The organism is Microbacterium sp. ABR10 (assembly GCF_057812175.1).
Genome location: NZ_CM173821.1, coordinates 2,465,133 through 2,487,684, shown reverse-complemented (window position 1 = coordinate 2,487,684; position 22,552 = coordinate 2,465,133). Strand labels below are relative to the sequence as shown.

Here is a 22,552-nt window from a genome sequence, read left to right as displayed (position 1 = left end):
AAAGGAGAGGGGCGTCGTCCTCAGGTAGAGGGTGTCGGTGTCGCGGTCGGCCTCAGGTAGAGGGTGTCGGTGTCGCGGTCGGCGTCGGCGTCGCCGTGTTCGTGGGGATCGGCGCGATCGTCACGGTCGCCTCGGGCGTCGGGGCGAGGGGCGCGAGGTACTCGAGGGCGCCGTCGAGCACAGGCACCTGCATGAGCGATCCCTGGCCGTCTCCGGACTGGAAGTAGACCGGAACGGTGGAGCCGGGGACGGCGTCGATGTCGTCGAGACGCAACGGCTCGACGTCGTCCGTCAGGTCGCCGAGGCTGAGCGTGCGGCCGGCCGGCACGTTCACGGCGGCGCGGACGGCGGAGGAGCCCTCGCCGACCTCGATGCGCAGCACCAGCTGGTCGGTGGTGTCGTTGACGATCGCGGCGACGAGGTTGCCGGTCGTGCCGTCGTCGTTGGCGACGATCAGGGCGTTGCGCACGGACAGCGGGCCGGCGTCGGCGGGGACGTTCACGCCGTCCGAAGCCGAGTAGTCGATGGTGGTCGCCTGCGGAGCGATGAGGTTGCACCCCGTCGTGCCCAGCAGAACAGCGGCACCCAGGGCGACGGACGCGATCAGGCGCGTTTTCACGGATCCTCCAAGATCGACAGACGGCATCCCCCTCATCCTACGGGGTCCCTGGCGCGCGTCCGCCTCGCGCGGTGGGCTCCCCGCGCCGTCCCGCACCCGTGAGGGCATGCGGGGCCCGCGCGCGAGGGGGAGGGGCGCAGGGTGGGCGGAACAATAGCGCATGCGGGCCTGTGGTATCCTGGATGTTGCCGAAAGGACATAACTCCATGCTTTTTGAGGTTGGCGAGACCGTCGTTTATCCGCACCATGGTGCGGCCACGATCATCGAGGTCAAAGAACGCGTCATCAAGGGCGAGACGAAGAAGTATCTGAAGCTCAACGTCACGCAAGGAGACCTCGTCATCGAGGTTCCCGCTGACAACGTCGACCTGGTCGGCGTTCGTGACGTCATCGGCAAAGAGGGTCTCGACCGCGTCTTCGAGGTGCTGCGCGCACCGTTCACCGAGGAGCCGACCAACTGGTCGCGCCGCTACAAGGCGAACCTCGAGAAGCTCGCCTCGGGCGATGTGATCAAGGTGAGCGAGGTCGTCCGCGACCTATGGCGCCGCGATCAGGATCGTGGCCTCTCCGCTGGAGAGAAGCGCATGCTGGCCAAGGCGCGTCAGATCCTCGTCTCCGAGCTCGCGCTGGCCGAGAAGACCGACGAAGACCGCGCGGGCGTCGTCCTCGACGAGGTCCTCGCGTCCTGACGCCGCTCGGTGTGCGATTCCTCCGGGTGTCGTCGCGCTAGCGTGAACGGGTGACTCACGCCCCGGACCCGCGTTTCGCGGTCGTCGTCGTGGCCGCCGGCTCCGGTACCCGTCTTCGCGGCGGAGCACCGAAGGCGTTCGTGGCCGTCGACGATCGATCGATCCTCCACCATGCTCTCCGCGTCGTCTTCCTGGCGCGACCGGCGCAGGTGGTGATCGTCGTTCCTGCGGGCCATGAGGCGGCCGCTCTCGACGTCGCGCGCGACGCCGCCGACGGCGATCCCCGCGCGGTGGATATCGTCTCGGGCGGGACCACCCGTCAGCAGTCCGTCGCGGCCGGGCTCGCCATCCTGCGCGACGACGTCGACACGGTGCTCATCCACGACGCGGCCCGGGCCCTCACCCCGGCCTCGGTGTTCGAGCGCGTGATCGCGCGCATCGCGGCGGGTGCCGTCGCGGTCATCCCCGCCGTGCCGGTCGTCGACACGATCAAACGGGTCGACGCGAACGGCCGTGTGGTGGCCGCCGTCGACCGTAGCGAGTTGGTGGCCGCGCAGACCCCGCAGGCCTTCCGCGTATCGGTCCTGCGTGCGGCTCTGAACGCGGTCGAGGCGGACCACACCGACGACGCGGCCCTGGTGGCCGCGGCCGGGCACGACGTCGTCGTCGTCGACGGCGACGCGGTGGCCTTCAAGATCACCACCACCCCCGACCTCGAGCGCGCACGTGCCCTGCTCGCCGCCGCCCCCCTGGCATCCGTCCCCTCCCCGTCGGTCCCGGTGCCGCGGGTGGGCATCGGCACCGACGTGCATGGTTTCGGCGGCGAGGGGACGCTGTGGCTTGCGGGCCTCGAATGGCCGGGGGAGCAGGCCCTGTCGGGGCACTCCGACGGCGATGCGGTGGCGCACGCCATCGTCGACGCCCTCCTGGCGGCGGCGGGACTGGGCGACATCGGCACGCACTTCGGCACCGATCGTCCCGAGTTCGCCGGTGCCCACGCCGAGGCGTTCCTCGCGCACACGGTCGAGCTGCTGAGCGCGGCGGGGATGCGGGTCGGAAACGTCTCGGTGCAGGTGCAGGCCAACCGCCCCCGCTTCGCGGCGCGTCGTGTCGAGGCCGAGCGAGTGCTGTCGTCGGCACTGGGGGGAGCGGCGGTGTCGGTCAGCGCGACGACCACCGACGGACTCGGCTTCACCGGACGCACCGAGGGGGTCGCGGCCTTCGCCACGGCCCTGGTCGTGCCGCTCTAGAGTTCGCGGGTCATGAACGTCGACAGCGGGTCCGGCTCGTAGGGCGCGAACGCCTCGCACTCGCGGAATCCCTCGCTCGCATAGAGTCCCCGCGCGGCCGCGAAATCGTCGGTGCTGCCGGTCTCGAGCCACAGGCTCCGGATGCCACGCTCCGCGGCATCCTCCATGATGTGCCGCAGCATGGCCCGGCCGATCCCCTGACCGAGGAAGCGCTCGACGACACGCATCGACTTCAGTTCGGCTCGGTCATGGCCGAGATCCTTGCACGCGCCGATCCCGGCCAGCTCGTCGTCGACCCACGCCGACCAGACCGTGACGCCGTCGGCGCTCAGACGGTCGGCGTCGAGGGCGTGCATGCTCTCGGTCGGGGTGTTCTCGAGCATCCCCGCCAGGTGGGCGGCGACCAGGGCGCGGGTCTCGGCGCCGGTGAGGTCGTCGGGGCGGATGAGCAGGGGCATACCCGCACCGTAGCCGCTGCGTGTTTCCCCCAGGTGTCGCGCACGGAGTGGCCGGTAGGCTTGTGCGGTGACTGTTCGGCTGTACGACTCGAGGGCGCAGGACCTGCGCGACTTCGTCCCTCTCGACCCCTCGAACGTCACCGTCTACGTCTGCGGCCCGACCGTGCAGTCCGGGCCCCACATCGGCCACGTGCGCGCAGCTCTCGCCTTCGACCTGCTGCGCCGGTGGCTCACCCACCGCTTCGGGCGCGTCACCTTCGTGCGCAACGTCACCGACATCGACGACAAGGTGCTCGCGAACGCCACCGACGCCGAGCCCTGGTGGGCGCTCGCGTACCGCATGGAGCTCGAATTCTCCCGGGCCTATGCCGCCATCGGCATCCTGCCCCCCACGTACGAACCGCGCGCCACCGCGTCGGTCACCCAGATGCAGGAGCTCATCGCCGAGCTCATCGAGCGCGGCCACGCCTACTCCGCCGCCGGAGACGTCTACTTCGACGTGCGCTCGTGGCCCGCCTACGGCGAGCTCACCCGTCAGAGCCTGGATGCCATGGAGACCGCGGCCGACGCAGACCCGCGCGGCAAGCGCGACCCGCGCGACTTCGCCCTGTGGAAGGGCAGCAAGCCCGGGGAGCCCGCATCGGCCACCTGGGCCTCGCCCTGGGGAGACGGTCGTCCCGGCTGGCACATCGAATGCTCGGCGATGTCGCGTCGCTACCTCGGCACGGAGTTCGACATCCACGGCGGCGGGCTCGACCTGCGCTTCCCGCACCACGAGAACGAGATGGCGCAGTCGACCGCCGCGGGTGACGCCTTCGCCCGCTATTGGGTGCACAACGGCCTCGTCACCGTCGACGGGCAGAAGATGTCGAAGTCGCTCGGCAATTTCACCCTCGCCGCCGATGTGCTCGCGGAACACGACCCGGTGGTCGTGCGCTACGCCCTCGCCGCCGCGCACTACCGCTCCAGCCTCGACGTGTCCGACCGCGGGTTCGCCGAGGCGGCCAGCGCGCTCGAGCGGATCGCGACCTTTCGTCAGCGCGTGCTGCGGTCCTCCGGCGCGGATCCGCTCGTGCTCGTGCCGGGCGACGTCCCCGCCGCATTCGCCTCAGCCCTGGACGACGACCTCGGGGTCCCCCAGGCTCTGGCAGCACTGCACGACACGGTGCGTGCGGGAAACGTCGCCATCGACGCGGGAGACACCGACGCCGCGATCGCCGCTCATCGCTCGGTCGGCGCGATGCTCGGCATCCTGGGACTGGACGCCTCCGAGCCCACGGTCGCGAGCGCGTCGTCCGACGCGACCCTCGACGCCCTCCTGCAGGAGATGATCGCGCAGCGCACCCGCGCTCGCGCGGAGAAGGACTGGGCGGCCGCCGATCGCATCCGCGATGCCGTCGCCGCCGCCGGAATCACGCTGGAGGACACTCCGGCCGGAACACATTGGAGTATCGATGCCTAAGCCTGGACGCCCCGGAGCACGCAACCCCGGCAAGAAGAAAGGCCCCCTGAAGGGCACCGGCGGGCACGTCCGCAAGGCGCTCGAGGGTCGGGGTCCCACCCCCAAGGCCGAAGACCGTGCCTGGCACCCCGCCGGCAAGCGCAAGGCTGCCGAGGAGCGCTACGCCGCCGCCGGCGGCAAGGGTCGGCCCGGCGTGCGCGCGGTCGGCAACCCCAACCGCAAGAGCCCCAAGGCGGCCGACGACACCGAGACGGTCACCGGCCGCAACTCGGTGCTCGAGGCGCTGCGCGCGAAGATCCCCGCCACGGCGATGTACATCGCCCAGCGCGTCGAGATGGACGACCGCGTCAAAGAGATGCTGTCGATGGCGACGAACCGCGGCATCCCGGTGCTCGAGGTCACCCGTCCCGAGCTCGACCGCATGGCCGGGTTCGACGGCGTGCACCAGGGCGTCGCGCTGAAGGTTCCGCCGTACTCCTACGCGCACCCGCAAGACCTTCTCGAGCAGATCATCGACCGCGGCGAGGTGCCGCTGCTGGTGGCGCTCGACGGCGTGACCGACCCGCGCAACCTCGGCGCGATCATCCGCTCCACGGGCGCCTTCGGCGGTCAGGGGCTCATCATTCCGCAGCGTCGCTCGGCGAGCGTCAACTCCGCCGCCTGGAAGACCAGCGCGGGAGCTGCCGCCCGCATCCCCGTGGCGCTGGCGGCCAACCTCACGGCGACGCTGAAGGAGTTCAAGAAGCAGGGCGTTTTCGTCCTGGGCCTCGATGGCGACGGCGACGTATCGCTGCCCTCGCTCGAGCTCGCCGACCGTCCGGTCCTGATCGTCGTCGGTTCCGAGGGCAAGGGCCTGTCGCGCCTCGTCACCGAGACGTGCGACCAGGTCGTGTCGATCCCCATCACGGCCGCCACCGAGTCGCTCAACGCCGGCATCGCGGCATCCGTCGCCCTCTACCAGGTGTCGACGCTGCGCGCCGCCGGGTGACGCGCCCGACCCTGCTCTGAAAGCGGGGAGAACCTCCGGCGTCGCGTTGCCGAGCCGTGCTGAACGCGGCACGCTGGACGACGACGAGGTCTGCTCCCCGCACGACCGACGAAAGGAACGCCATGCCCCGCATCGCCGTCATCGGAGGCACCGGCTACGCCGGTAGCCACATCGTGACCGAGGCCGTCCGTCGCGGCCACACGGTCGTGTCGATCGCCCGCTCCGTCCCCGCCGAGCGCATCGAGGGAGCCACGTACATCGAGGGCACCGTCCTCGACGTGCCGGGTCTCGTCGCCCAGCTCGAGGGCGTCGACGTCGTGGTCTCGGCCGTCGCCCCGCGCGGCGACATGGAGGGCAAGCTGCGCCCCGCCATCACCGAGCTCGTCACCGCGCTGCCCGATGACGTACGTCTGGGCGTCGTCGGTGGGGCGGGCGGTTCGCTCGCCTCCGAGGGAGGACCGCGTCTGATCGACACCGACGGCTTCGCCGAGGAGTACAAGCCCGAGGCCCGCGAGGCCATCGGCATCCTCGAAGACCTCCAGGCCGATGACACCGGCCGCGACTGGTTCTACGTGCACCCGGCCGGCGGCTTCGGCGCGTGGGCGCCGGGGGAGCGCACGGGGTCCTATCGCGACGGCGGCGATGTACTCGTCGTCGACGACAACGGCGACTCCTTCATCGGCGGCGCCGATTTCGCCGTCGCCGTCCTCGACGAGATCGAAGAACCGAAGCACACCCGCGAGCGGTTCACCGTCGGGTACTGACCCCGCGTACGACAGAGGCCGTGGCATCCCGGATCGACTCCGGATGCCACGGCCTCCGTCGGTCAGACCAGGTCGCGCCAGTCGACGAGGTCGGTGTCGGTCGTCGGCACCTCACCCGTGGCGGGGGCGTCGGCGTCGGACACGGTGGGGAGCGACATGGTGTCGGTCGGCGGACCCATCACGGTCGCCTCGTCGCGGCGATGGCGCAGCACGTCGTCGATGTAGGAACTCACGACCTCGGCCAGCGGAACCGAGCGACCTCGCGCCTGTGACATGTACCACCTGTGCTCGAGCACCTGATGGAACACCTCCGCCGGCTCGAGCTTGGCCCGCAGGTCCCACGGGATGGCCATCACGATGGGCTCGAACACGCGGGTGAGCCACTCGTGCGCGACCATCTCCTCATCGGCGCCGAGGCGCGAGACGCGTGCGCGGAACTCGTCGAGGTCGTTGAGCAGGCGGCGGGCCTGGTTCTCTTCGACGTCCAGCCCCGTGAGGCGCAGCAGGCGGCGCTGGTGGTGCCCGGCGTCCACGACCTTCGGCTGAATCGACACCTGCGTGCCGTCGCTCGCCGTGCGGATCGACATCTCGCCGATGTCGAAGCCGAGGGCGTTGAGCCGGTGCACGCGCTCGGTGAGGCGCCAGGACTCATCGACCGCGAAGGACTCCTTGTCGGTGAGCGCACCCCACAGCGAGTGGTACGACGACACCAGCCCGTCGGCGATGGCGATGGCGTCCACTCCGCCCTCGAGTCTTCCGCCCGCCTCGAGGTCCATGATCTCGCCGGCGATGTTGGTGCGCGCGATGTCCAGGTCGTGGGCGCGCTGGCCGGGGGTCAGGCGATTGCCGTGCAGTTCACCGGTCTCGGCGTCGACGAGGTAGGCGGCGAACTCACCCGCGTCGCGGCGGAACAGGGTGTTCGACAGCGACACGTCACCCCAGTAGAACCCCACGTTGTGCAGACGCACGAGCAGCACGGCGAGGGCGTCGACGAGGCGTGTGGCGGTGTGGGGTCGCAGCACCTGTGTGAACAGCGCGCGGTAGGGGAGCGAGAACCGCAGATGCGCGGTGACGAGGGCCGCGGGCAGCGGACGGCCCGACGCATCGGTGCGCCCGGCGATCACGGCGATCCGGTCGACGCAGGGGGCCGCGAGGCGGTCGAGGTTGCCGAGCATGTCGTACTCGCGCCGCGCCATCTCCTCGGTCGTCTCCTTGATGGCGACGACGCGGCCGGAGAGGGTGGCGAAGCGCACGAGGTGACGCGAGATGCCCTTCGGAAGCGCCACGATGTGGCTGCTCGGCCACTCGCCGAGTCCGGTCGACCACGGCAGCTGCAGGAGCCCCGGATCGACGGCGCTGGCCGTGATGCTGAGGGATTCGGACACGGGAACCTCCGGGAAACAGTGCGGCGCGCCCCCGCCCGAACGAATCGGGACCGGGGACGCGCCGCGTCGGTGCGTGGGTCAGGCCGAAGCGATGGCCCGGTCGGTCAGGCGGTCGCCGGACTCGAGGTCGAACACGTGGATGTGTCCGGGGACCGGAGCCAGCACGACCGTCTCGCCCGCGTTGGGGTGACGACGACCGTCGACGCGTGCGACCAGGTCGGTGCGCTTGCCGTTGATCTCGGTGTGACCGTAGAGGTAGCCGTCGGCGCCGAGCTCTTCGACGAGGTCGACGACGACCTTGAGGCCACGGCCGTCGGCCGGGGCGACCTGGATGTCTTCGGGACGGACACCGATGGTGACCTCGGAGCCGTGCGCCTTGCCGATCGTGTCGGCCTCGACAGCGACGACCATGTCGCCGAAGCGGACGCCGCCCTCGGCCAGGTCGGCCGTGAAGAGGTTCATCGCGGGCGAGCCGATGAAGCCGGCGACGAAGACGTTCTTCGGGGTCTCGTACAGGTCGCGCGGGGTGCCGACCTGCTGAAGGAGGCCGTCCTTGAGGACGGCGATGCGGTCTCCCATGGTGAGGGCCTCGGTCTGGTCGTGCGTGACGTAGACCGTGGTGACGCCCAGGCGACGCTGCAGCGACGCGATCTGGGTACGCGTCTGCACACGGAGCTTCGCGTCGAGGTTCGACAGCGGCTCGTCCATGAGGAACACCTGGGGCTGGCGGACGATCGCGCGGCCCATCGCGACGCGCTGACGCTGACCACCCGAGAGGGCCTTCGGCTTGCGCGTGAGGTACTGCTCGAGGTCGAGGAGCTTGGCGGCCTCGAGCACGCGGGCGGCGCGGTCTTCTTTGCCGATGCCGGCGATCTTGAGCGCGAAGCCCATGTTCTCGGCGACGGTCATGTGCGGGTACAGCGCGTAGTTCTGGAAGACCATCGCGATGTCGCGGTCTTTCGGGGGCACGTCGGTGACGTCGCGGTCACCGATCAGGATGCGGCCGGAGTTGACCTCTTCGAGGCCGGCGAGCATGCGCAGCGACGTGGACTTACCGCAGCCGGAGGGGCCGACGAGGACGAGGAACTCGCCGTCTGCGACGTCGAGGCTCAGCTTGTCGACGGCGGCGCGGGTTCCGCCGGGGTACAGACGGGTTGCGTTGTCAAAGGTGACGGACGCCATTTCTTCTTCTCCTTCACCGGCAGGTACGTGCCGGACGATCCGTAGTGAATGGAATGAGCGGGGGCGACCCCGTGCGGGCGACAGTGCACGCAGGGTCAGTATGGCACGTGTCTGGTCATTTCTCAGCCAGCGTGGCTACCATCGGTGCTCGTTCGCCCACCCGTGCGAACCCCCTCGTTTCATGCGGCGATCACCCGCGTCCGGAAGGTTTCATGTCCCACGACCCCTCAGCGAATGCGCCCGCCGAACGCGACCGTCGCGAGGCGGTGCGCGAGAAGGCGCAGCAGGTCAAGGCGAAGCAGACGCGCTGGCGCATCGCGCGGCGCTCCGCCATCGCCGTCGGCGCCGTCGCGGTGATCGGCATCGGCGCCGTGGGCGTCTCGGCCGCGCTGAACTCGCGCGAAGACCGCTCGCAGGCGCTTCCGGATGCCGCCAGCGACGACGGATTCCTCGTCACCAGCGCACCACAGGTGGCGAACCCGCTCGCCGACCAGACCGTCGACGGCACGGCCGCGACCATGGCGGCCGAGGCCGCCCCGACCGCGGAGCCCACTCCCGAGCCGACATCGACGGCCGCGCCCGTCGACATCCGCGTCTACGTCGACTACCTCTCCACGGAGGCGCGGGAGTTCCAGTCCGCCAACGCGACGCAGTTGTCGAAGTGGGTGGGCGACGACGCCGCCACCCTCACCTACTACCCGGTGGCGATGCTCACCTCGAAGTCGAACGGCACGAAGTACAGCCTGCGCGCCGCCGGAGCCGCCGCGTGCGTGGCGACCCACGCGTCGGACCGCTTCTTCGCCTTCAACCACGAACTGCTCACCACCCAGCCCGCCGTCGACACCGACGGGTACAGCGACCAGCAGCTGGCGGACATGGCTCAGGGCGCGGGCGTGAGCGACGTCGCGACCGTGCGGTCGTGCATCGAGGACGAGACGTACACCGCCTGGGCCAAGGCCGCCACTGATCGCGCGATCAAGGGATTGCCCGGCACGGACGGACAGGCACTCACCTCCACCGCCACCGTGCTGGTGAACGGCACGCCGTACGTCGGCAATATGGATGACGCGAAGGAGTTCGCGCAGTTCGTGCTGACCGTCGACAGCAACGCGTACTACTCCACCGCCACCCCGGCGCCGTCGACCACGCCCGCGGGCTGAACTGATCTCTCGGTGGAGGCGGCGGTGTGCGATTCTGTTGTCATGAACGATGAGATCGAGGACTCCCCGCCGCGGCGGTCCCGTGATCAGCTGAAGATCTGGGTGCAGGAGTTCCGTGATCAGGGGCACCTCGTCGCGGGAAAGATCAAAGTCGTCGACCAAGAGGACGCGGACGGCCAGGACACGGGTCTCGTCGTCGTGAGTCTGTCGAATGCGAATGCGTCGATCTACATGCAGCCGCAAGGCTTCGACGAGCCACTGTGGGAAGCGACGCTCAGCGCCCGCCCCGACGACCTGACGCTCACGCCTCACGAGATGGCCAGCCTCGCGGCCGAGCTCGTCATCGCCGGCAACCTCTGTTCGTTCCTGCAGTTCAAGTCCCTCGACTGGGACCGCCGCAGCGGCAAGCACAACGAGTGATACGGCCCACCGCCTAGACTCGTCCTCCGAGACGCCCGCGGCGTCTCACGCCGGCTTGGCGCAATTGGTAGCGCACCGTACTTGTAATACGGGGGTTGCAGGTTCAAGTCCTGTAGCCGGCACGTCGTCCCCTCGCTGTCTCCGTTCTTCGGGCGAGCGGGCACGGCCCCTCGGGCGCCGTCGGCTTCGTCTTCGCTCGACGATGGGCGGGTAGACGTCGGTCGCTCCCGGGAAACCGTCAGCTCGACGCGCCCTAGGCAGGGCACGGCAGCAGGACACGACAGCGAGATCTGGCAATGGATCTGTGGAGCTGATCCTCCTCACCCGTGGACTCACCCCGAAGACGCGGAGAGATCGTCCCCCCGTAACGTCGCCGACCTTCCGTGTGCGTAGGGTGGGTCGGACGTTGGTGGGGACCGTTACGGAGTGTTCGGAATGAAGAATGACTGATTTTTCTCGACGGACCGCGATGTCCCTCCTTCTTCTGGCGCCGGTGGCCGTCGTCGCCGCGTGCGCCCCTGAGAGGGAACCCGTGACGCCGACCACGTCGCCGTCCGCGCCGGACTCCTCGGGCGAGGGTCTCGGCGTCGTCACCCCGGCAGCGGCATCCACCGCTCCGGAGATCCCGCCCGCGGGTGACGTCTTCGGTCCCACCGGACACACGTGGCCGACTCGGACGCCGCGCGCCTACGACGCGTTCGACGCGAGCATCGAGTGCGACTGCACGTGGGAAGCCATCGCCGCCGCGATCACCGCAGTCGACGTCGCAGCGCCGGACGGCTCGGCGCGGGTGCTGGTGCGACCGGGCGTCCTGCCCGGCAACGGAGCGGGATCCACGTCCGAACCCGTGCTGGCAGACGTCGGGCGCGAGGGGCGCGCGTCCCGAGTCCTCGTGATCCCGCGCGATGGGACGGAATCGGTGACGATCGACGGGTCTCTGCGGCTGGACGCCGTCGTGGGCGTGGCCTTCGCCGGGTTCTCGACGTTCCCCAAGAGCCTCGTGCTCACCTCGACACGCGACGTGGCCTGGGCCTGGTCGAAGGGGCAGGCATTCAACATCACGTCGGGCGACAGCGGCCCCACCGAGAACACGGAGTTCGTGGAGTGCGTCACCCCGGACGCGGTCTCGGGTGACGCCGACACCTGGGCGTTCCGGACAGGGTCGAACCCCTTCCGCGACATCTCCGTGCGGGGCTGCTACATCGCCCCGACCTATAAGGAGGACGGCTCGTCCTCGCACTGCGACACTCTTCAGCTATCGGGTAACGCCGACAAGGAGGGTCTGCTGCTCGAGGGGACCGTGCTCTTCTCCTCCACCAACGCCGGGTTCATCCCGGCGGCGGAGGCCCGCGACATCGTCTTCGATCGGAGCCTTCTCGTGGGAGGCGACCGCATGCTCGAGCGCTATCCGCTGCCCGACGGCGCGAACGCCTTCACCTCTGGGCCGCCGTCGGTGGTGAACGCGGCCAAGTCGATCGACGAGATGAGTGCGAAGGACTCCATCTTCATCGGCCGCGTGAGGGGGACGTTCGCGAATGTCGAGAACTCCACTATCTCGGCAGCGGATCCGCCCGCCGCCACGGGCGGTGCGTTCGAGTCGGATCCCTCGCTGGCCGACATCGACGCCGACTGGTTGGACGAGCGGGCACCGATGCCGACGGACGACCGGCTGCGGGAGATCTGGCAGCTGCGCTAGCGCCGCGTGTCACCGCGTCCAGAGGCGCCGACCGGTCGTAATGCGAAGAAGACATTAAGTTCAGCGGTCGATTCCCGCAAGAAGCTTCCGTCTATTCATGTTGCTCATATATTTGCGCCATGAATTCTGTCACGCGCCGCTCTTTCGTAGGATTCCTCGCTGCGGCGCCCCTGGTCGCCGCCTCCGCCCTGCTCCTCCCGCAGGTCGCCTCCGCCGCCACCGTCATGTCGACCAGATTCGGACCTGATGGCTCGCACTGGCCGTCTCGAACTCCCCGCCCCACCGACGCTTTCGAAAAGACCGTCGAATGCGACTGCAATTGGACGGCCATCGCGAATGCCATCGCGTCGCTGCGCACGGTCGCACCGAACGGCAATGTGCGCATCCTCGTGCGCCCCGGCCGCCTGGCCGGCAACGGCGCTGGTTCGTCGTCGAAGCCCGTCCTGCAGAACATCGGACAGACCGGCCGAGGCCGTCGCATCCTGATCATGCCGCGAGACGGTTCCGCCAGCGTGAGCTTCGACGCGTCGATCCGGCTCGATCGGGTCAAGGGCGTGAGCTTCGTCGGGTTCTGGACCTTCCCCGGTTCGCTGGTGCTCACCGGCGTCTCCGACTTCGCATGGGCGTGGTCGAAAGGGCGGGCGTTCAACATCTCGAGCAATGAGACGGGGGCCGTGTCCGGAGTGGAGTTCGTCGAGTGCGTGACCCCTGAGTCGCAGCTCACCGAATCCGACGCGTGGGCGACGCGGACGGCGGGCAGCACCGTGACCGATCTGTCGATCACCGGCTGTTACATCGCGTCGATGTACAAGCCCTCGGGCTCGTCGGCGCACCTCGACACCTACCAGTTGTCAGGTACGCACGCGCTCCGCGACGTCGTCATGAAGGACACCGTCATCTTCGCCTCCACGAATGCGGCATTCATCCCCACCGAGCTCGCGAGCGGCGTCCGCTTCGAGCATTGCCTGGTTGTCGCCGGAAGCCGCATGCTCCAGCGTTATCCGCTCCCCACGGGCGCCTACACGTCGACCACGGGTGCGCCCCAGGCAGCGAACGGGTCGGGCACCAACGGCGTTTTGGCTGCACGCGATTCGATTATGATCGGAAGCGTCCCAGGCGTCTGGGCATCCGTTGAGAATTCCTTCACGCCGGCCACGACGACCTACTCCAATTCCGGGAGATGGACGAGTGATCCGACCCTTTCAACCGTAGATTCCGCGTGGCTCGAACAGCGCACACCTACACCTACCGATGAATACCTGAGGGCCATTTGGAAACTGTGATCATTCCGTCGACTCGCCGGAAGCCCGCCGACGTCTTCGAGAAGAGTGCTCCGTGAGCGCGCTCCGTCGCCTCGCGAAACCGCTGCAGTCCGAGGGGCTGATCCGCCTCGTGGATCGCATCCTCCTCCACGCTCGACCGCAGAAGGGGGCCCGAAACCATGTCCTGCTGGCACCTCCGGGTCGCGGCAACATCGGCGATCAAGCTCTCGTAGAGGCCTTCGTCGAGTCCGTCGACGGACCGGTGGTCGTCCTGACGCGATCCGTGCAGGACTTCGACGTGCCGGCCGCTCTGCGCGAGCGGATGCGCGTCGTCCCTCTTCCCGCTCTCGTCTACGGCTCCGCGGTCGGCCATGCGCGCGACGTGCGCGCCCTGGCCCGCGAGCTCCGCTCTGCACGGTCGTTCTCCGTCATCGGTGCCGACATCATGGACGGCGCGTACGTCCTGCGTGCATCCGTGAACCGCGCGGGACTCGCCGAACGGCTCGCCCGTCTCGGGTGGCCCACCCGCATCGTGGGCTTCAGCTGGAACGCGGCTCCTCACGAGCGATCCGTAGCGGCCCTGCGCCGCGCCGGCGATGCGGGGGTGCGCCTGTACCTGCGCGATCCGCGCTCCGCCGCACGGGCACGGGCAGACGGTCTCTCGGTGCGAGACAGTGCCGACATCGTCTTCGCCGCGACATCGCGGGACGACACGATCGTGCCGCGTCTGCTGCCCGAGCTCGGCGACCGCGAACTCGCGCTCGTGAACGCGTCGGGGCTGGTCGGCGACAGACTGCCCGCCTACGTGCGGGTCGTGAAGACCCTGCGCGCCGCGGGCTTCGTGGTCCTCGTCGTCCCGCACGTGTCGCGTCACGGCGCCGACGATCTGCCGCTGTGCCAGGCGCTCGTGGACGCCGCCGGAGGCGACGCCGACGTGCACCTCGTTCCGCGCCTGCTCGCCCCGGCCGAGATCCGCGGCCTCGCCGCGCGTGCCTCGGTGACGGTCACCGGGCGCATGCACCTCGCGGTGATGTCGTTGATGGCCGGGACGCCGCCGGTGACGGTCGCGACGCAGGGGAAGGTCGAGGGACTGATGGACCTGTTCGGAGCGCCGGAGCTGTGCGTCGCTCCGGGGTCGTCGTTCGACGCCGATCTCTTCGCCGCGGTGTCGACCGCCGTGGAGCAGCGAGCCGAGCTACGTTCGCGGATCCTCGGCGCGCGCGAGACCGTCACGGACCTCGCGCGGCGCAACGTCGAGGGCCTGTCATGAGGGGGCGGGCCATCAACCCGATGACGCTGATGGAGTACGCCACCCGCGCGCGGGATGCGGCGTACACCAAGATCGCGGCAACCGGATTCGCCGAGTTCGGGAGCGGATCGCGAATCATGCTGCCGTTCCGCGCCGGCAACCCCCAGAAGGTCGTGGTCGGCCGCGACGTGCTCATCGGGCCGTCGTCGTGGTTCATGGTGCCGCGGCTCGACGCCGCCGGTCCCGTCATCCACATCGGTGACCGCGTGCGGATGAATCAGACCTCGATCACCGCCGTCGAAGAGGTGATCGTCGAGGATGCCGTTGCTCTGGCCCGCGGCGTCTACATCTCCGATCACACGCACGGGTTCGACGATCCCGACATCCCCATCCGCGACCAGCCGCTGTCACGCGTGGCTCCCGTCCGGATCGGTCGCGGTGCCTGGCTCGGTCAGAACGTCGTGGTCATGCCCGGCGTCACCATCGGGGCCGGCACGGTCGTGGGGGCGAACGCCGTCGTGACCTCCGACCTCCCGCCCCGCTGCGTCGCCGTGGGCGCTCCGGCCCGCGTGCTCCGGGAGATCGTCTCGTGAAACGCGACGTCGTCTTCACATTCTCCTACGAGACCTACGCCGATGCGGCGGCTCGCGGGATGATGCGTCCGCCGGACCGCATCCTTCAGACCCTCATGTCGTCGGACGAGGTGGGCAACCTCCTCGTCGCCAACCCGTTCCGCTCGCTCGCCAGCGTGGCGGCCCGGGGGATCCGGCCGGCCGAGTCCTTCCCCGCCCGCGCGGACCGGCGGCTCATCACCCCGACCCGTCTCGCTCGTCGCGACCCGGTCAGCGTGCCCGCGATCGTGCGCACCTACCGCTCGTACGACGAGCAGTTGCGTACCGCGGCCGCCCGGGCCGGCATGAGCCGCACCGCGATCGTGACGACGAACCCGCTCGTGGCGGCATTCTGTCCGTTCGGGTGGGCCGACACGGTCACGTACTTCGGGCGTGACGACTGGCTGAGCTCGGAGGCACGTCAGGCCTACTGGCCGGCGTATGCCGCGGCCTACCGCCAGATCAGCGAGAGCGAGGTGGGTGTCGCCGCGGTATCGCAGCAGATCATCGATCGGATCGACCCGCGTGGACCGGCTGTCGTCGTTCCGAACGGTGTCGACCCTGGCGAGTGGATGGGCCCCCGCCCCGCGGCGCCGGACTGGCTGGCCGCCATCCCCGGTCCGCGTGCGATCTATGTCGGCACGATCGACAGTCGACTCGACGTCGAGGGGATCGCGCACCTGGCGGTTCTGCGACCCGACCTCCACATCGTGCTGCTGGGGCCCACCCCCGAGCCCGGCTACACTCGCGCCCTGCGCGAGATCCCGAACGTCCATCAGCACGCTGGGGTCGGTCGGTCGGAGCTCGTGGCGGCACTGCGCAACTGCGACGTGTCGCTGCTGTCGCACCGGCGCACGGCGCTCACTGAGGCCATGAGCCCGCTCAAGGTGTACGAATACCTTGCTGCGGGTCTTCCGGTGGTCTCCATCGACCTCCCGCCGGTACGGGGGATCCACGAACGGGTGACCTTCTCCGCCAGCACGGCCGAGATGGCCCCCCAGATCGACGACGCGCTCGAGCGCGGGCCCCTCACCGACGCGCAGCGCGCGGCGTTCATCGAGGACAACGGGTGGACCTCGCGGCACCGTGCGGTGCTGGACCTCGTTCTGCGGTCGTCTGCCCGCCACCGCGCGTCGGCACCGGCGAACGTCTGACACCCTCCGTCGCGTCCGAACCGGTCAGCCGGTCGGGACGCGACGGAGGGGCGAGCGGACGATCAGCCGCCGAGGGCCCTCTGCACGGCGGGCCACGCCGCGGCCGCCACCTTCGCCTGGCCGGAGGCCGAGGGGTGGAAATGGTCGGCCGACGAGATGTCGTCCAACGAGAACGTGATCTGGTTGACGGCTCCGTCGTCGGTCGTGCACTCGGTCACGGCCGCGCACGCGTCGATGATCGAGGCGTTGTAGCCGGCGAGCGTCTGCATGACCGAGGCGCGACGGTCCTCGTCCGCCGCGGCATCCGAGTCGGCATCACCGAGCAGGGTGCGGCAGGACGGGCTCTGGTTCCACAGGCCGACGATCTTCGGGTCGTTCCGACCCGCTTCCCACAGCTGGCTGATGTCGGGGAGCGACAGGGCCACGATGGGGGCGTCCGGTACGCCGGCGCGGATGGTCGCGAGTAACTCGCGGTACGTCGTCCCGAACTCGTCGACGGGCGTGATCTTGTCCATACTGCTCGTGCACACGTTGTTCGTGCCGACGGCGACGAGGACGAGATCTGCCGATTTGCCCTGGGCCTTCTCGACGGCCGTGATCCGGTCGGCGACGGCCGCGCCCGGGCGAGCCAGCAAGAGGGGAGTGATCGAGTCGCCGCCGAGGCGTTCGCGGATGGACGACACGGCGGGATCCGTACCGAGTGCCCACGAGGCTTCAGGGCACTCATCGCGTGAGCCGCAGGCGGCCATCCCGACCGACATCGAGTCGCCGACGACGGCGATCGACGAAACGGCACGCATCTGGGCGTCGGGGGTCTCCGTCGGGGTCGAGGGCGCGGCCTCGGGCGGCGTGCACCCCGCCAGGACGGCGACGAGGGCGAGTCCGAGTGCGACCGCGGAGATCTTGGTCTTCATCGTCGGCTGTCCTTCCGTCGAGCGCGTTCCTGCTCGATCTCGGATTCGAGCTCGCCGGCCGACGGCTCGTCGGCGCCGAGCACGGTGGCCGGGGCATCGACGGGCGTCGCCTCGAGGTCGATCTCGGCAGCGGTGGGCTGCGAGACCGCGTCGGCATCCGATGCCGCGGCGCTGGTGGGCTGGTCGACTGCGGGCTTGCGCGGAGCGGGCTTTCGCGCCTGCTTCACGAAGTCGAGCATCATCCGGTAGTCGCGGCGGTAACCGGGGACGACATACAGGATGCCGAGGACGATCAGGCCCGCGAGACCTCCGCCGATGACCTGGAGGATCGCGAGCCAGTCGACGAGCAGCTGCGCGGTTCCCCAGGACGCCCCGAAAGCGAGGGCGGCCGCGATCGTGGGGCGGATGAGGGGGAGGGCGATGTCGCGACCGCTGCGCAGGAACGTGCCCTGCGTCGCCACGAGGAATCCCGGGACGAGGAGCGCGAGGGTCACCAGGCCGTACAGCAGGGCCAGGCCGTTCACGCCGTTCCACGCCACGCCGACGAAGAAGGCGGCGATCACGATCGGGCGCGTGATCAGGTAGTAGACCAGCTGGCGGTGCGCGCGTCCGAGGGTGATGTAGATCCACCCGTTGACGTTGCCGACCGCCTGGGCGACGCCCGCCAGGGCGAGGAGCGCGAAGGCGTCCGCCGCCGTGTCCCATCCGGGACCGAGCAGCAGAAGGATCAGCGGATGCGCGACGGCCGCGGCGATCGCGTACACCGGGAGGGCGAGATAGCCGATGACCACCATGGCGTTGCTGATGTAGCGCCGGTAGCGCTCGCCGTCATCCTGCAGGCGGCTCAGGATGGGCAGGGCGACCCGGCCCAGGGGAGCCGTCAACTGCTGCTGCGGAAGCAGGAAGAGCGCGTACGCGCGGGAGTATTGGCCCAGCGCCGCGGCGCCGAGCTGCTGACCGATCACCACGTTGTCGAGGTTGCGGGAGGCGTAGTTGAGCAGCTGCACACCGAAGAGGCTTCCGCCCGTCGAGAGCAGCGGGCGGATGTCACGACCGACACGGGGGCGACCCCAGCGCGGCTTGGCGGCCATCCACAGGGCGATCAGGCGGTACACCTGTCCCGCCCCGGCGAAGACGACCAGCGACCACACGCCGAAGCCCACCAGGGCGGCCACGACGGACAGCGCGACGCCGACCGCCATCGCGACGATGTCGATGAGAGCGAGGGTCCCGAAACGCAGGTCGCGTTGCACCGAGGCCTGCAAAGGCATGCAGAGGCCGTTGATCAGGAGCGTCGGTGCGATGGCGAGGGTCAGGATCGTCAGGCGGGGCTCGCCGTACAGCAGGGCGATGAGCGGAGCGCAGGCGGCGATGCCGATCATGAGCACCGTGCCCAGCATCGCCGAGAACCACAGCAGCGAGCGCCACTGATCCTCGGTGAGCTTCTTGGCCTGCAGGATGGCTCCGGTCATGCCGAAGTCGCGCACGAGGTCCGCCACACCGACGATGGCCATGATCATCGCGACGAGACCGAAGTCCGACTGGTCGAGGAGGCGTGCGAGCAGCATCGTGGAGATGAGCTGCAGCGCCGTCTTGATCCATAGGCCGCCCGCGGTGACCGCGGCGCCGCGGGACGCTTTGTGTTTGAGGTCGCTTGTCATCGGCGTGATGCCTCTCTGAGGGATGTGTCGCGGTCCCACGCGATGGGACCTGCCGATCGGCGACGGGCGATGAGCTTGGGCATCGCATATCCCCACACGTAGAAGGGGAAGGAGAGCCAGATGCGGGGGGAGCGGGCCACGCGCCCGAGGAGCCCGCCGCGGTCACGCTCGACGCCGCCGTTCGGCAGCTGTCGGTTGCCCAGCTCGATGCGGACCCCGCGGCGCACGAGCGCGCGCATGTTCTTCGGAGCGTGGACCGTGAAGGTCTCGTCGGCGAGGGTCGTGCGCTCGTCGGGTGCGAAGCGCAGCTGCACGAACCTGTCGTCGGCGATGACGTCGGGGAAAGTCTCCCAGCGCTCGCGGCCCGCGGCGTTCACCGCGTAGACCCCGGAGCCGACGTGACCGCGGGATCGATAGGCCGACGCCGCCCAGACGCGCGAGTGGCACCGCACGGGCAGGCTCGACCGCGACGTGTCGACGATGAGGCGGGGGGCCACCGCGAGTGGCGCCGGCGTGCCGGTGAGCTCGTCTGCCATCGCCCGCAGAGCCGACACCGACAGCCCGACGTCGGCGTCGATGTAGGCGCGGGGGAGCACCTGCGCGAGCGCGTCGCCGGCGTTCAACGCCGCGATCTTCGAGCCCTCGGTGATTTCGTGGACGGTGACGCCGGGTACGGCGCGCGCCTGTTCCGCGGTGTCGTCCGAGCATCCGTTGGCCACCACGACGACGTCGAACTCCCCGGGCGCCGCACCCCGGAGCATCTGCTCCAGGCTTCGGCGCACCAGGGGGCCCTCGTCGTGGGCGGGGATGACGATCGACATCCGAGGGGTCATAGGGCGACCCCGGATGACACCGTTGTTGCACGGGGCCACCGGACGAACATCCCCTCGCCGGCCGCACGCGCCTTCAGGGCGGGCGGGCTCGAGGTGAGCAGCCACCCGGCGACCGCGAGCAACATGGAGTACACGAAGAAGGTCTGCATGAAGCCGAACGCGTCGTAGAAGAACAGCGCGGCGGCGTAGCCCGCTCCGCTCAGGAACAGCGCGAACGCCAGCATCGCGTAGCGCGGTTCGTCCCGCGCCGTGGTGAACGCCCAGGCGCCCATCATCAGGATCGGAACGAGGATGAACACGGCCAGACCGAGCACGCCGACGGCTCCGACCTCGAGCAGCGAACCGAGCACCTGGTTGTCGAGGATGTAGGCGTTCTGCTCGTCACCCACGACGATGCGGCTTCCCAAGCCGGTTCCGAAGAACGGAGACTGCGACGCCTCGATCAGAGACGGCCCGAGGTCGGCCAATCGACCGGCACCGCGGAAACCCGGCGACGTCTGCTGCGAGGCGATGAGTGCGTCGATGTCGAGGAAGGACAGCACCAGCGTGCCGACGACCTTCGGGAGGGCTGCCATGCCGACGGCAAGCAGCGGCACACCGATTGCCACCAGGGTGATACCCAGCCACGGCCGCAGAAGCAGGGTGAGCAGGAACATGACGCCCAGCACGATGACCGCGGTGCGCGAGACCGCGACCAGCACGCCCATCAGCAGGACGAGTGTGACGAGGGAGTAGACCAGCCGGCGCGTCCACTCGTTCTTGGGCCACCGGCCGTAGCGCGCGAGGTAGATCGCCAGGGGGATCAGGATGCAGAACATCACGGACAGGGCGATCGGGTGCTGCGACGAGCCGAACGAGCGGTAACCACCGGCGCGGAACGATTCGCCGTCGGCGGAGATCAGGTTCAGCGGCAGGAAGGTCTCGAGCCGGTGGAAGACGTTGATACGCGTCACGCGTTCGAACACCGCGAACACCGACACGACCGTCCCGCACCACACGAGCGCGGTCATGAGGCCCATCGCGATGGTCTCTGTGTCGATGATCTGCCGGACGATGTAGAAGACCGACAGCAGCACGACCCAGTTGACGAGGGTACCCACCGCGCTCGTGGCGAGGCCCTCCTCGACGAGCCGCGTGCCGTTCGGCGGGATGGAGACGAACAGCGAGACGAAGAAGATCCCGATCGGCCAGCCGAAAGCGACTGGCTTCCATTTGCGGTTGCGGTCCAGCAGAAGGGCCGCGACCATGCCCGCGAACATCACGAACAGCACGAGGCGGTAGGCCTCGAGCTGGAAGGGCAGGGGGATGGGCAACGCGTAGCGCCGGATGGGGATGAACATCACCACGGCGACGAGGATGCCGAGCCAACCGACCCACGAGGTGAGGATCCTCCGTGCCAGGACCGCCAGGGCGACGACGATCATCGCGCCGCCGGCCGCGACCGGGGGCAGGAAGATGACGGATACGGCGGCCACGGCGACGAGGATCACCACGGCCAGGATCGCCCTGCCCACGGGCAGGGTCACCTCGTCCTCCGTCACCGGAGCCGGTGAGGAAGGAGGCGACGCGGGGGCAGCATCGTGCGGCCCCCGCGTCTGCGATGTGTGCAGTGACACGGGAGGGGCCTCGGGGTTCAGAGGTCGCTGCGAAGAGTCGCGGACTCGACGCGGGAGGACCGGCTGCGCGCTCGCGAGCGGACGGCCTCCGCCTCGGACTCGGAGCTCTGGCCCGGCAGGAGGTCGTCGATGGAGAAGTCGGCGTCGTCATCGAGCTTGGCCGATGAGGGGGCGTCGTCGTCCTCGCGAGCAGCCTTCGCGGCACGCTTGCGCTCGCGGGAGGCCTTGGAGCCGGCGATGATGTACGCCGCCGCCACGAAGAGCAGGAAGACGCCGAGGAAGGTGACCACGACGGGGATCGCCGGGTTGGAGCCCTCGAGGGCCGCGCCGGGCTTCTGGTCGATGGTTGTGATCAGGACGCGGTTGCCCTCGGGGATTTCCGCGGCGGTCTGGTCTGCCACGACCTGCGCCTCGAAGGTCTGGGCAGCCGTGCGGGAGATCTGTTCAGCCCGCTCGGGCGTGGAGGCCGTGCCGACGACCTCGAGGATGGGCAGCACGTAGCGGCCGGCGAAGGACTCGTCACCGGCGGGCTGCGTGGTGCGACGGAGAGCGGTGAGCGTCTCCTCTTCGGCGAAGGTTCCGATCTGCGACTCCACCGTGGCGCGCATGTCCTGACCGCTGATCAGGTACGCGTACAGGATGGCGCGCGAGGTCAGGTCGACCGTCTGCGGCTGGGTCTGGCCCTCCTGCAGCTCCTGGCCGGGGATGACCGCCTGGTAGAGCGGCTGGTCGGGGCCGTTCAGCAGCAGGGTCGTGCCGGCGCGGTACGACTGCTCGGCGCGCGGCTCGACCTGGCCGTTCGTGATGGTGAAGCCGGCGAAGAACGCAGCCACGGCCGCGACCACGGCGCCCACCACGAGGAGCCACTTGCTCCTCCACAGGACGCGCAAATACGTCGGAATTTCCATTGTTTCCCCTCCAGTCGCCCCCCCGGGCGACGATGTAACTTGAGCCACCTATGGCGAATGAGAGGATCTCCGGAGACACCCCGTAACCGGTGAACCGGCCGACCTCACTTTGACAGTATGCGGGCAACCTCTGGTATTAGCGATTCGTACGTGTTACAACGTCGCGTCGTTCGGGTGTACATCGAGTACTCAACTTGCAATGCCGCCGCCCCGTGTCCACAGTAGGAGACCGGCGGGTATCGATGTTTGCATTCGATGTCTGCTCGAAACG

At 69.4% G+C, this 22,552-nt stretch carries 21 protein-coding genes and 1 tRNA gene; 13 read left to right on the top strand and 9 right to left on the bottom strand.

Annotated features, from left to right (window positions below; all coding sequences use genetic code 11):
- Positions 1-52: 52 nt before the first annotated feature.
- Positions 53-619 (bottom strand): hypothetical protein, encoded by a 567-nt coding sequence (locus tag ACXKZF_RS11520; protein ID WP_055956553.1) that lies wholly within the window; start codon positions 617-619, stop codon positions 53-55.
- A gap of 206 nt (positions 620-825) precedes the next feature.
- On the opposite strand from ACXKZF_RS11520, the gene ACXKZF_RS11515 reads away from it, so the two are divergent.
- The gene (locus ACXKZF_RS11515) at positions 826-1,308 is read left to right on the top strand and encodes a CarD family transcriptional regulator (RefSeq protein WP_055956557.1); all 483 of its coding nucleotides are present in this window, start codon (positions 826-828) and stop codon (positions 1,306-1,308) included.
- Between the two features lie 50 nt (positions 1,309-1,358).
- Positions 1,359-2,558 carry a 2-C-methyl-D-erythritol 4-phosphate cytidylyltransferase gene (gene ispD / locus ACXKZF_RS11510; protein ID WP_243222515.1) on the top strand — a complete coding sequence of 400 codons (1,200 nt, stop codon included), beginning with the start codon at positions 1,359-1,361 and terminating at the stop codon, positions 2,556-2,558.
- Here the strand turns inward: ispD and ACXKZF_RS11505 are convergent.
- Positions 2,555-3,016 (bottom strand): GNAT family N-acetyltransferase, encoded by a 462-nt coding sequence (locus ACXKZF_RS11505; protein ID WP_243222514.1) that lies wholly within the window; start codon positions 3,014-3,016, stop codon positions 2,555-2,557. The two genes, ispD and ACXKZF_RS11505, sit on opposite strands and share 4 nt — an antisense overlap.
- A gap of 67 nt (positions 3,017-3,083) precedes the next feature.
- Between ACXKZF_RS11505 and cysS the strand changes: the two genes are divergently transcribed.
- From cysS to ACXKZF_RS11490, 3 genes are all read left to right on the top strand, one after another.
- Positions 3,084-4,478: a cysteine--tRNA ligase gene (gene cysS, locus ACXKZF_RS11500; protein ID WP_488984281.1), complete on the top strand. Its 1,395-nt coding sequence runs from the start codon at positions 3,084-3,086 to the stop codon at positions 4,476-4,478.
- The gene (gene rlmB / locus ACXKZF_RS11495; protein WP_055956568.1) at positions 4,471-5,466 is read left to right on the top strand and encodes a 23S rRNA (guanosine(2251)-2'-O)-methyltransferase RlmB; all 996 of its coding nucleotides are present in this window, start codon (positions 4,471-4,473) and stop codon (positions 5,464-5,466) included. Before cysS ends, rlmB begins: the two co-directional genes overlap by 8 nt.
- Before the next feature lie 122 nt (positions 5,467-5,588).
- Positions 5,589-6,230, top strand: coding sequence for an NAD(P)-dependent oxidoreductase (locus ACXKZF_RS11490; RefSeq protein WP_488984280.1), 642 nt, complete (start codon positions 5,589-5,591; stop codon positions 6,228-6,230).
- Between the two features lie 62 nt (positions 6,231-6,292).
- On the opposite strand, the gene ACXKZF_RS11485 is transcribed toward ACXKZF_RS11490, so the two are convergent.
- Positions 6,293-7,615, bottom strand: a complete 1,323-nt coding sequence (locus tag ACXKZF_RS11485; protein ID WP_055956573.1) for a DUF4032 domain-containing protein — start codon at positions 7,613-7,615, stop codon at positions 6,293-6,295.
- Between the two features lie 78 nt (positions 7,616-7,693).
- Positions 7,694-8,797: an ABC transporter ATP-binding protein gene (locus ACXKZF_RS11480; RefSeq protein ID WP_055956575.1), complete on the bottom strand. Its 1,104-nt coding sequence runs from the start codon at positions 8,795-8,797 to the stop codon at positions 7,694-7,696.
- Positions 8,798-9,009: 212 nt separating this feature from the next.
- Between ACXKZF_RS11480 and ACXKZF_RS11475 the strand changes: the two genes are divergently transcribed.
- The 8 genes from ACXKZF_RS11475 (at position 9,010) to ACXKZF_RS11440 (ending at position 16,349) form a co-directional block, all read left to right on the top strand.
- Positions 9,010-9,957 carry a DsbA family protein gene (locus ACXKZF_RS11475; RefSeq protein ID WP_488984279.1) on the top strand — a complete coding sequence of 316 codons (948 nt, stop codon included), beginning with the start codon at positions 9,010-9,012 and terminating at the stop codon, positions 9,955-9,957.
- A 42-nt stretch (positions 9,958-9,999) separates the two neighbouring features.
- Positions 10,000-10,377: a hypothetical protein gene (locus ACXKZF_RS11470; protein ID WP_488984278.1), complete on the top strand. Its 378-nt coding sequence runs from the start codon at positions 10,000-10,002 to the stop codon at positions 10,375-10,377.
- Positions 10,378-10,426: 49 nt separating this feature from the next.
- A tRNA-Thr gene (locus ACXKZF_RS11465) sits at positions 10,427-10,499 on the top strand.
- 347 nt (positions 10,500-10,846) lie between these two features.
- Positions 10,847-12,073 (top strand): hypothetical protein, encoded by a 1,227-nt coding sequence (locus ACXKZF_RS11460; RefSeq protein WP_488984277.1) that lies wholly within the window; start codon positions 10,847-10,849, stop codon positions 12,071-12,073.
- Between the two features lie 119 nt (positions 12,074-12,192).
- Complete coding sequence (locus ACXKZF_RS11455; protein ID WP_488984276.1) at positions 12,193-13,356, top strand: twin-arginine translocation signal domain-containing protein; 1,164 nt, start codon at positions 12,193-12,195, stop codon at positions 13,354-13,356.
- A gap of 52 nt (positions 13,357-13,408) precedes the next feature.
- The gene (locus tag ACXKZF_RS11450) at positions 13,409-14,605 is read left to right on the top strand and encodes a polysaccharide pyruvyl transferase family protein (protein ID WP_488984275.1); all 1,197 of its coding nucleotides are present in this window, start codon (positions 13,409-13,411) and stop codon (positions 14,603-14,605) included.
- Positions 14,602-15,177: an acyltransferase gene (locus ACXKZF_RS11445; RefSeq protein ID WP_314451915.1), complete on the top strand. Its 576-nt coding sequence runs from the start codon at positions 14,602-14,604 to the stop codon at positions 15,175-15,177. Before ACXKZF_RS11450 ends, ACXKZF_RS11445 begins: the two co-directional genes overlap by 4 nt.
- A complete protein-coding gene (locus ACXKZF_RS11440) occupies positions 15,174-16,349 on the top strand; it encodes a glycosyltransferase family protein (RefSeq protein ID WP_488984274.1) in 1,176 nt (391 codons plus the stop codon). Before ACXKZF_RS11445 ends, ACXKZF_RS11440 begins: the two co-directional genes overlap by 4 nt.
- A gap of 62 nt (positions 16,350-16,411) precedes the next feature.
- Here ACXKZF_RS11440 and ACXKZF_RS11435 read toward each other — a convergent pair whose 3' ends face one another.
- From ACXKZF_RS11435 to ACXKZF_RS11415, 5 genes are all read right to left on the bottom strand, one after another.
- A complete protein-coding gene (locus ACXKZF_RS11435; protein WP_488984273.1) occupies positions 16,412-17,263 on the bottom strand; it encodes an SGNH/GDSL hydrolase family protein in 852 nt (283 codons plus the stop codon).
- Complete coding sequence (locus ACXKZF_RS11430) at positions 17,260-18,924, bottom strand: lipopolysaccharide biosynthesis protein (RefSeq protein ID WP_488984272.1); 1,665 nt, start codon at positions 18,922-18,924, stop codon at positions 17,260-17,262. The genes ACXKZF_RS11435 and ACXKZF_RS11430 overlap by 4 nt, the downstream gene beginning before the upstream one ends.
- A complete protein-coding gene (locus ACXKZF_RS11425; RefSeq protein ID WP_488984271.1) occupies positions 18,921-19,745 on the bottom strand; it encodes a glycosyltransferase family 2 protein in 825 nt (274 codons plus the stop codon). Before ACXKZF_RS11425 ends, ACXKZF_RS11430 begins: the two co-directional genes overlap by 4 nt.
- A gap of 8 nt (positions 19,746-19,753) precedes the next feature.
- A complete protein-coding gene (locus tag ACXKZF_RS11420) occupies positions 19,754-21,283 on the bottom strand; it encodes a hypothetical protein (RefSeq protein WP_488984270.1) in 1,530 nt (509 codons plus the stop codon).
- Between the two features lie 107 nt (positions 21,284-21,390).
- Positions 21,391-22,281 carry a hypothetical protein gene (locus tag ACXKZF_RS11415; RefSeq protein WP_488984269.1) on the bottom strand — a complete coding sequence of 297 codons (891 nt, stop codon included), beginning with the start codon at positions 22,279-22,281 and terminating at the stop codon, positions 21,391-21,393.
- Positions 22,282-22,552 lie beyond the last annotated feature (271 nt).

Bases quoted from the DNA above. Each gene is read 5' to 3' on its own strand.
- ACXKZF_RS11515 (WP_055956557.1), top strand. From the start codon at position 826: ATGCTTTTTGAGGTTGGCGAGACCGTCGTTTATCCGCACCATGGTGCG.
- ACXKZF_RS11505 (WP_243222514.1), bottom strand. From the start codon at position 3,016: ATGCCCCTGCTCATCCGCCCCGACGACCTCACCGGCGCCGAGACCCGC.
- rlmB (WP_055956568.1), top strand. From the start codon at position 4,471: ATGCCTAAGCCTGGACGCCCCGGAGCACGCAACCCCGGCAAGAAGAAA.
- ACXKZF_RS11490 (WP_488984280.1), top strand. From the start codon at position 5,589: ATGCCCCGCATCGCCGTCATCGGAGGCACCGGCTACGCCGGTAGCCAC.
- ACXKZF_RS11480 (WP_055956575.1), bottom strand. From the start codon at position 8,797: ATGGCGTCCGTCACCTTTGACAACGCAACCCGTCTGTACCCCGGCGGA.
- ACXKZF_RS11475 (WP_488984279.1), top strand. From the start codon at position 9,010: ATGTCCCACGACCCCTCAGCGAATGCGCCCGCCGAACGCGACCGTCGC.
- ACXKZF_RS11470 (WP_488984278.1), top strand. From the start codon at position 10,000: ATGAACGATGAGATCGAGGACTCCCCGCCGCGGCGGTCCCGTGATCAG.
- ACXKZF_RS11460 (WP_488984277.1), top strand. From the start codon at position 10,847: ATGTCCCTCCTTCTTCTGGCGCCGGTGGCCGTCGTCGCCGCGTGCGCC.
- ACXKZF_RS11455 (WP_488984276.1), top strand. From the start codon at position 12,193: ATGAATTCTGTCACGCGCCGCTCTTTCGTAGGATTCCTCGCTGCGGCG.
- ACXKZF_RS11445 (WP_314451915.1), top strand. From the start codon at position 14,602: ATGAGGGGGCGGGCCATCAACCCGATGACGCTGATGGAGTACGCCACC.
- ACXKZF_RS11435 (WP_488984273.1), bottom strand. From the start codon at position 17,263: ATGAAGACCAAGATCTCCGCGGTCGCACTCGGACTCGCCCTCGTCGCC.
- ACXKZF_RS11430 (WP_488984272.1), bottom strand. From the start codon at position 18,924: ATGACAAGCGACCTCAAACACAAAGCGTCCCGCGGCGCCGCGGTCACC.
- ACXKZF_RS11425 (WP_488984271.1), bottom strand. From the start codon at position 19,745: ATGTCGATCGTCATCCCCGCCCACGACGAGGGCCCCCTGGTGCGCCGA.
- ACXKZF_RS11415 (WP_488984269.1), bottom strand. From the start codon at position 22,281: ATGGAAATTCCGACGTATTTGCGCGTCCTGTGGAGGAGCAAGTGGCTC.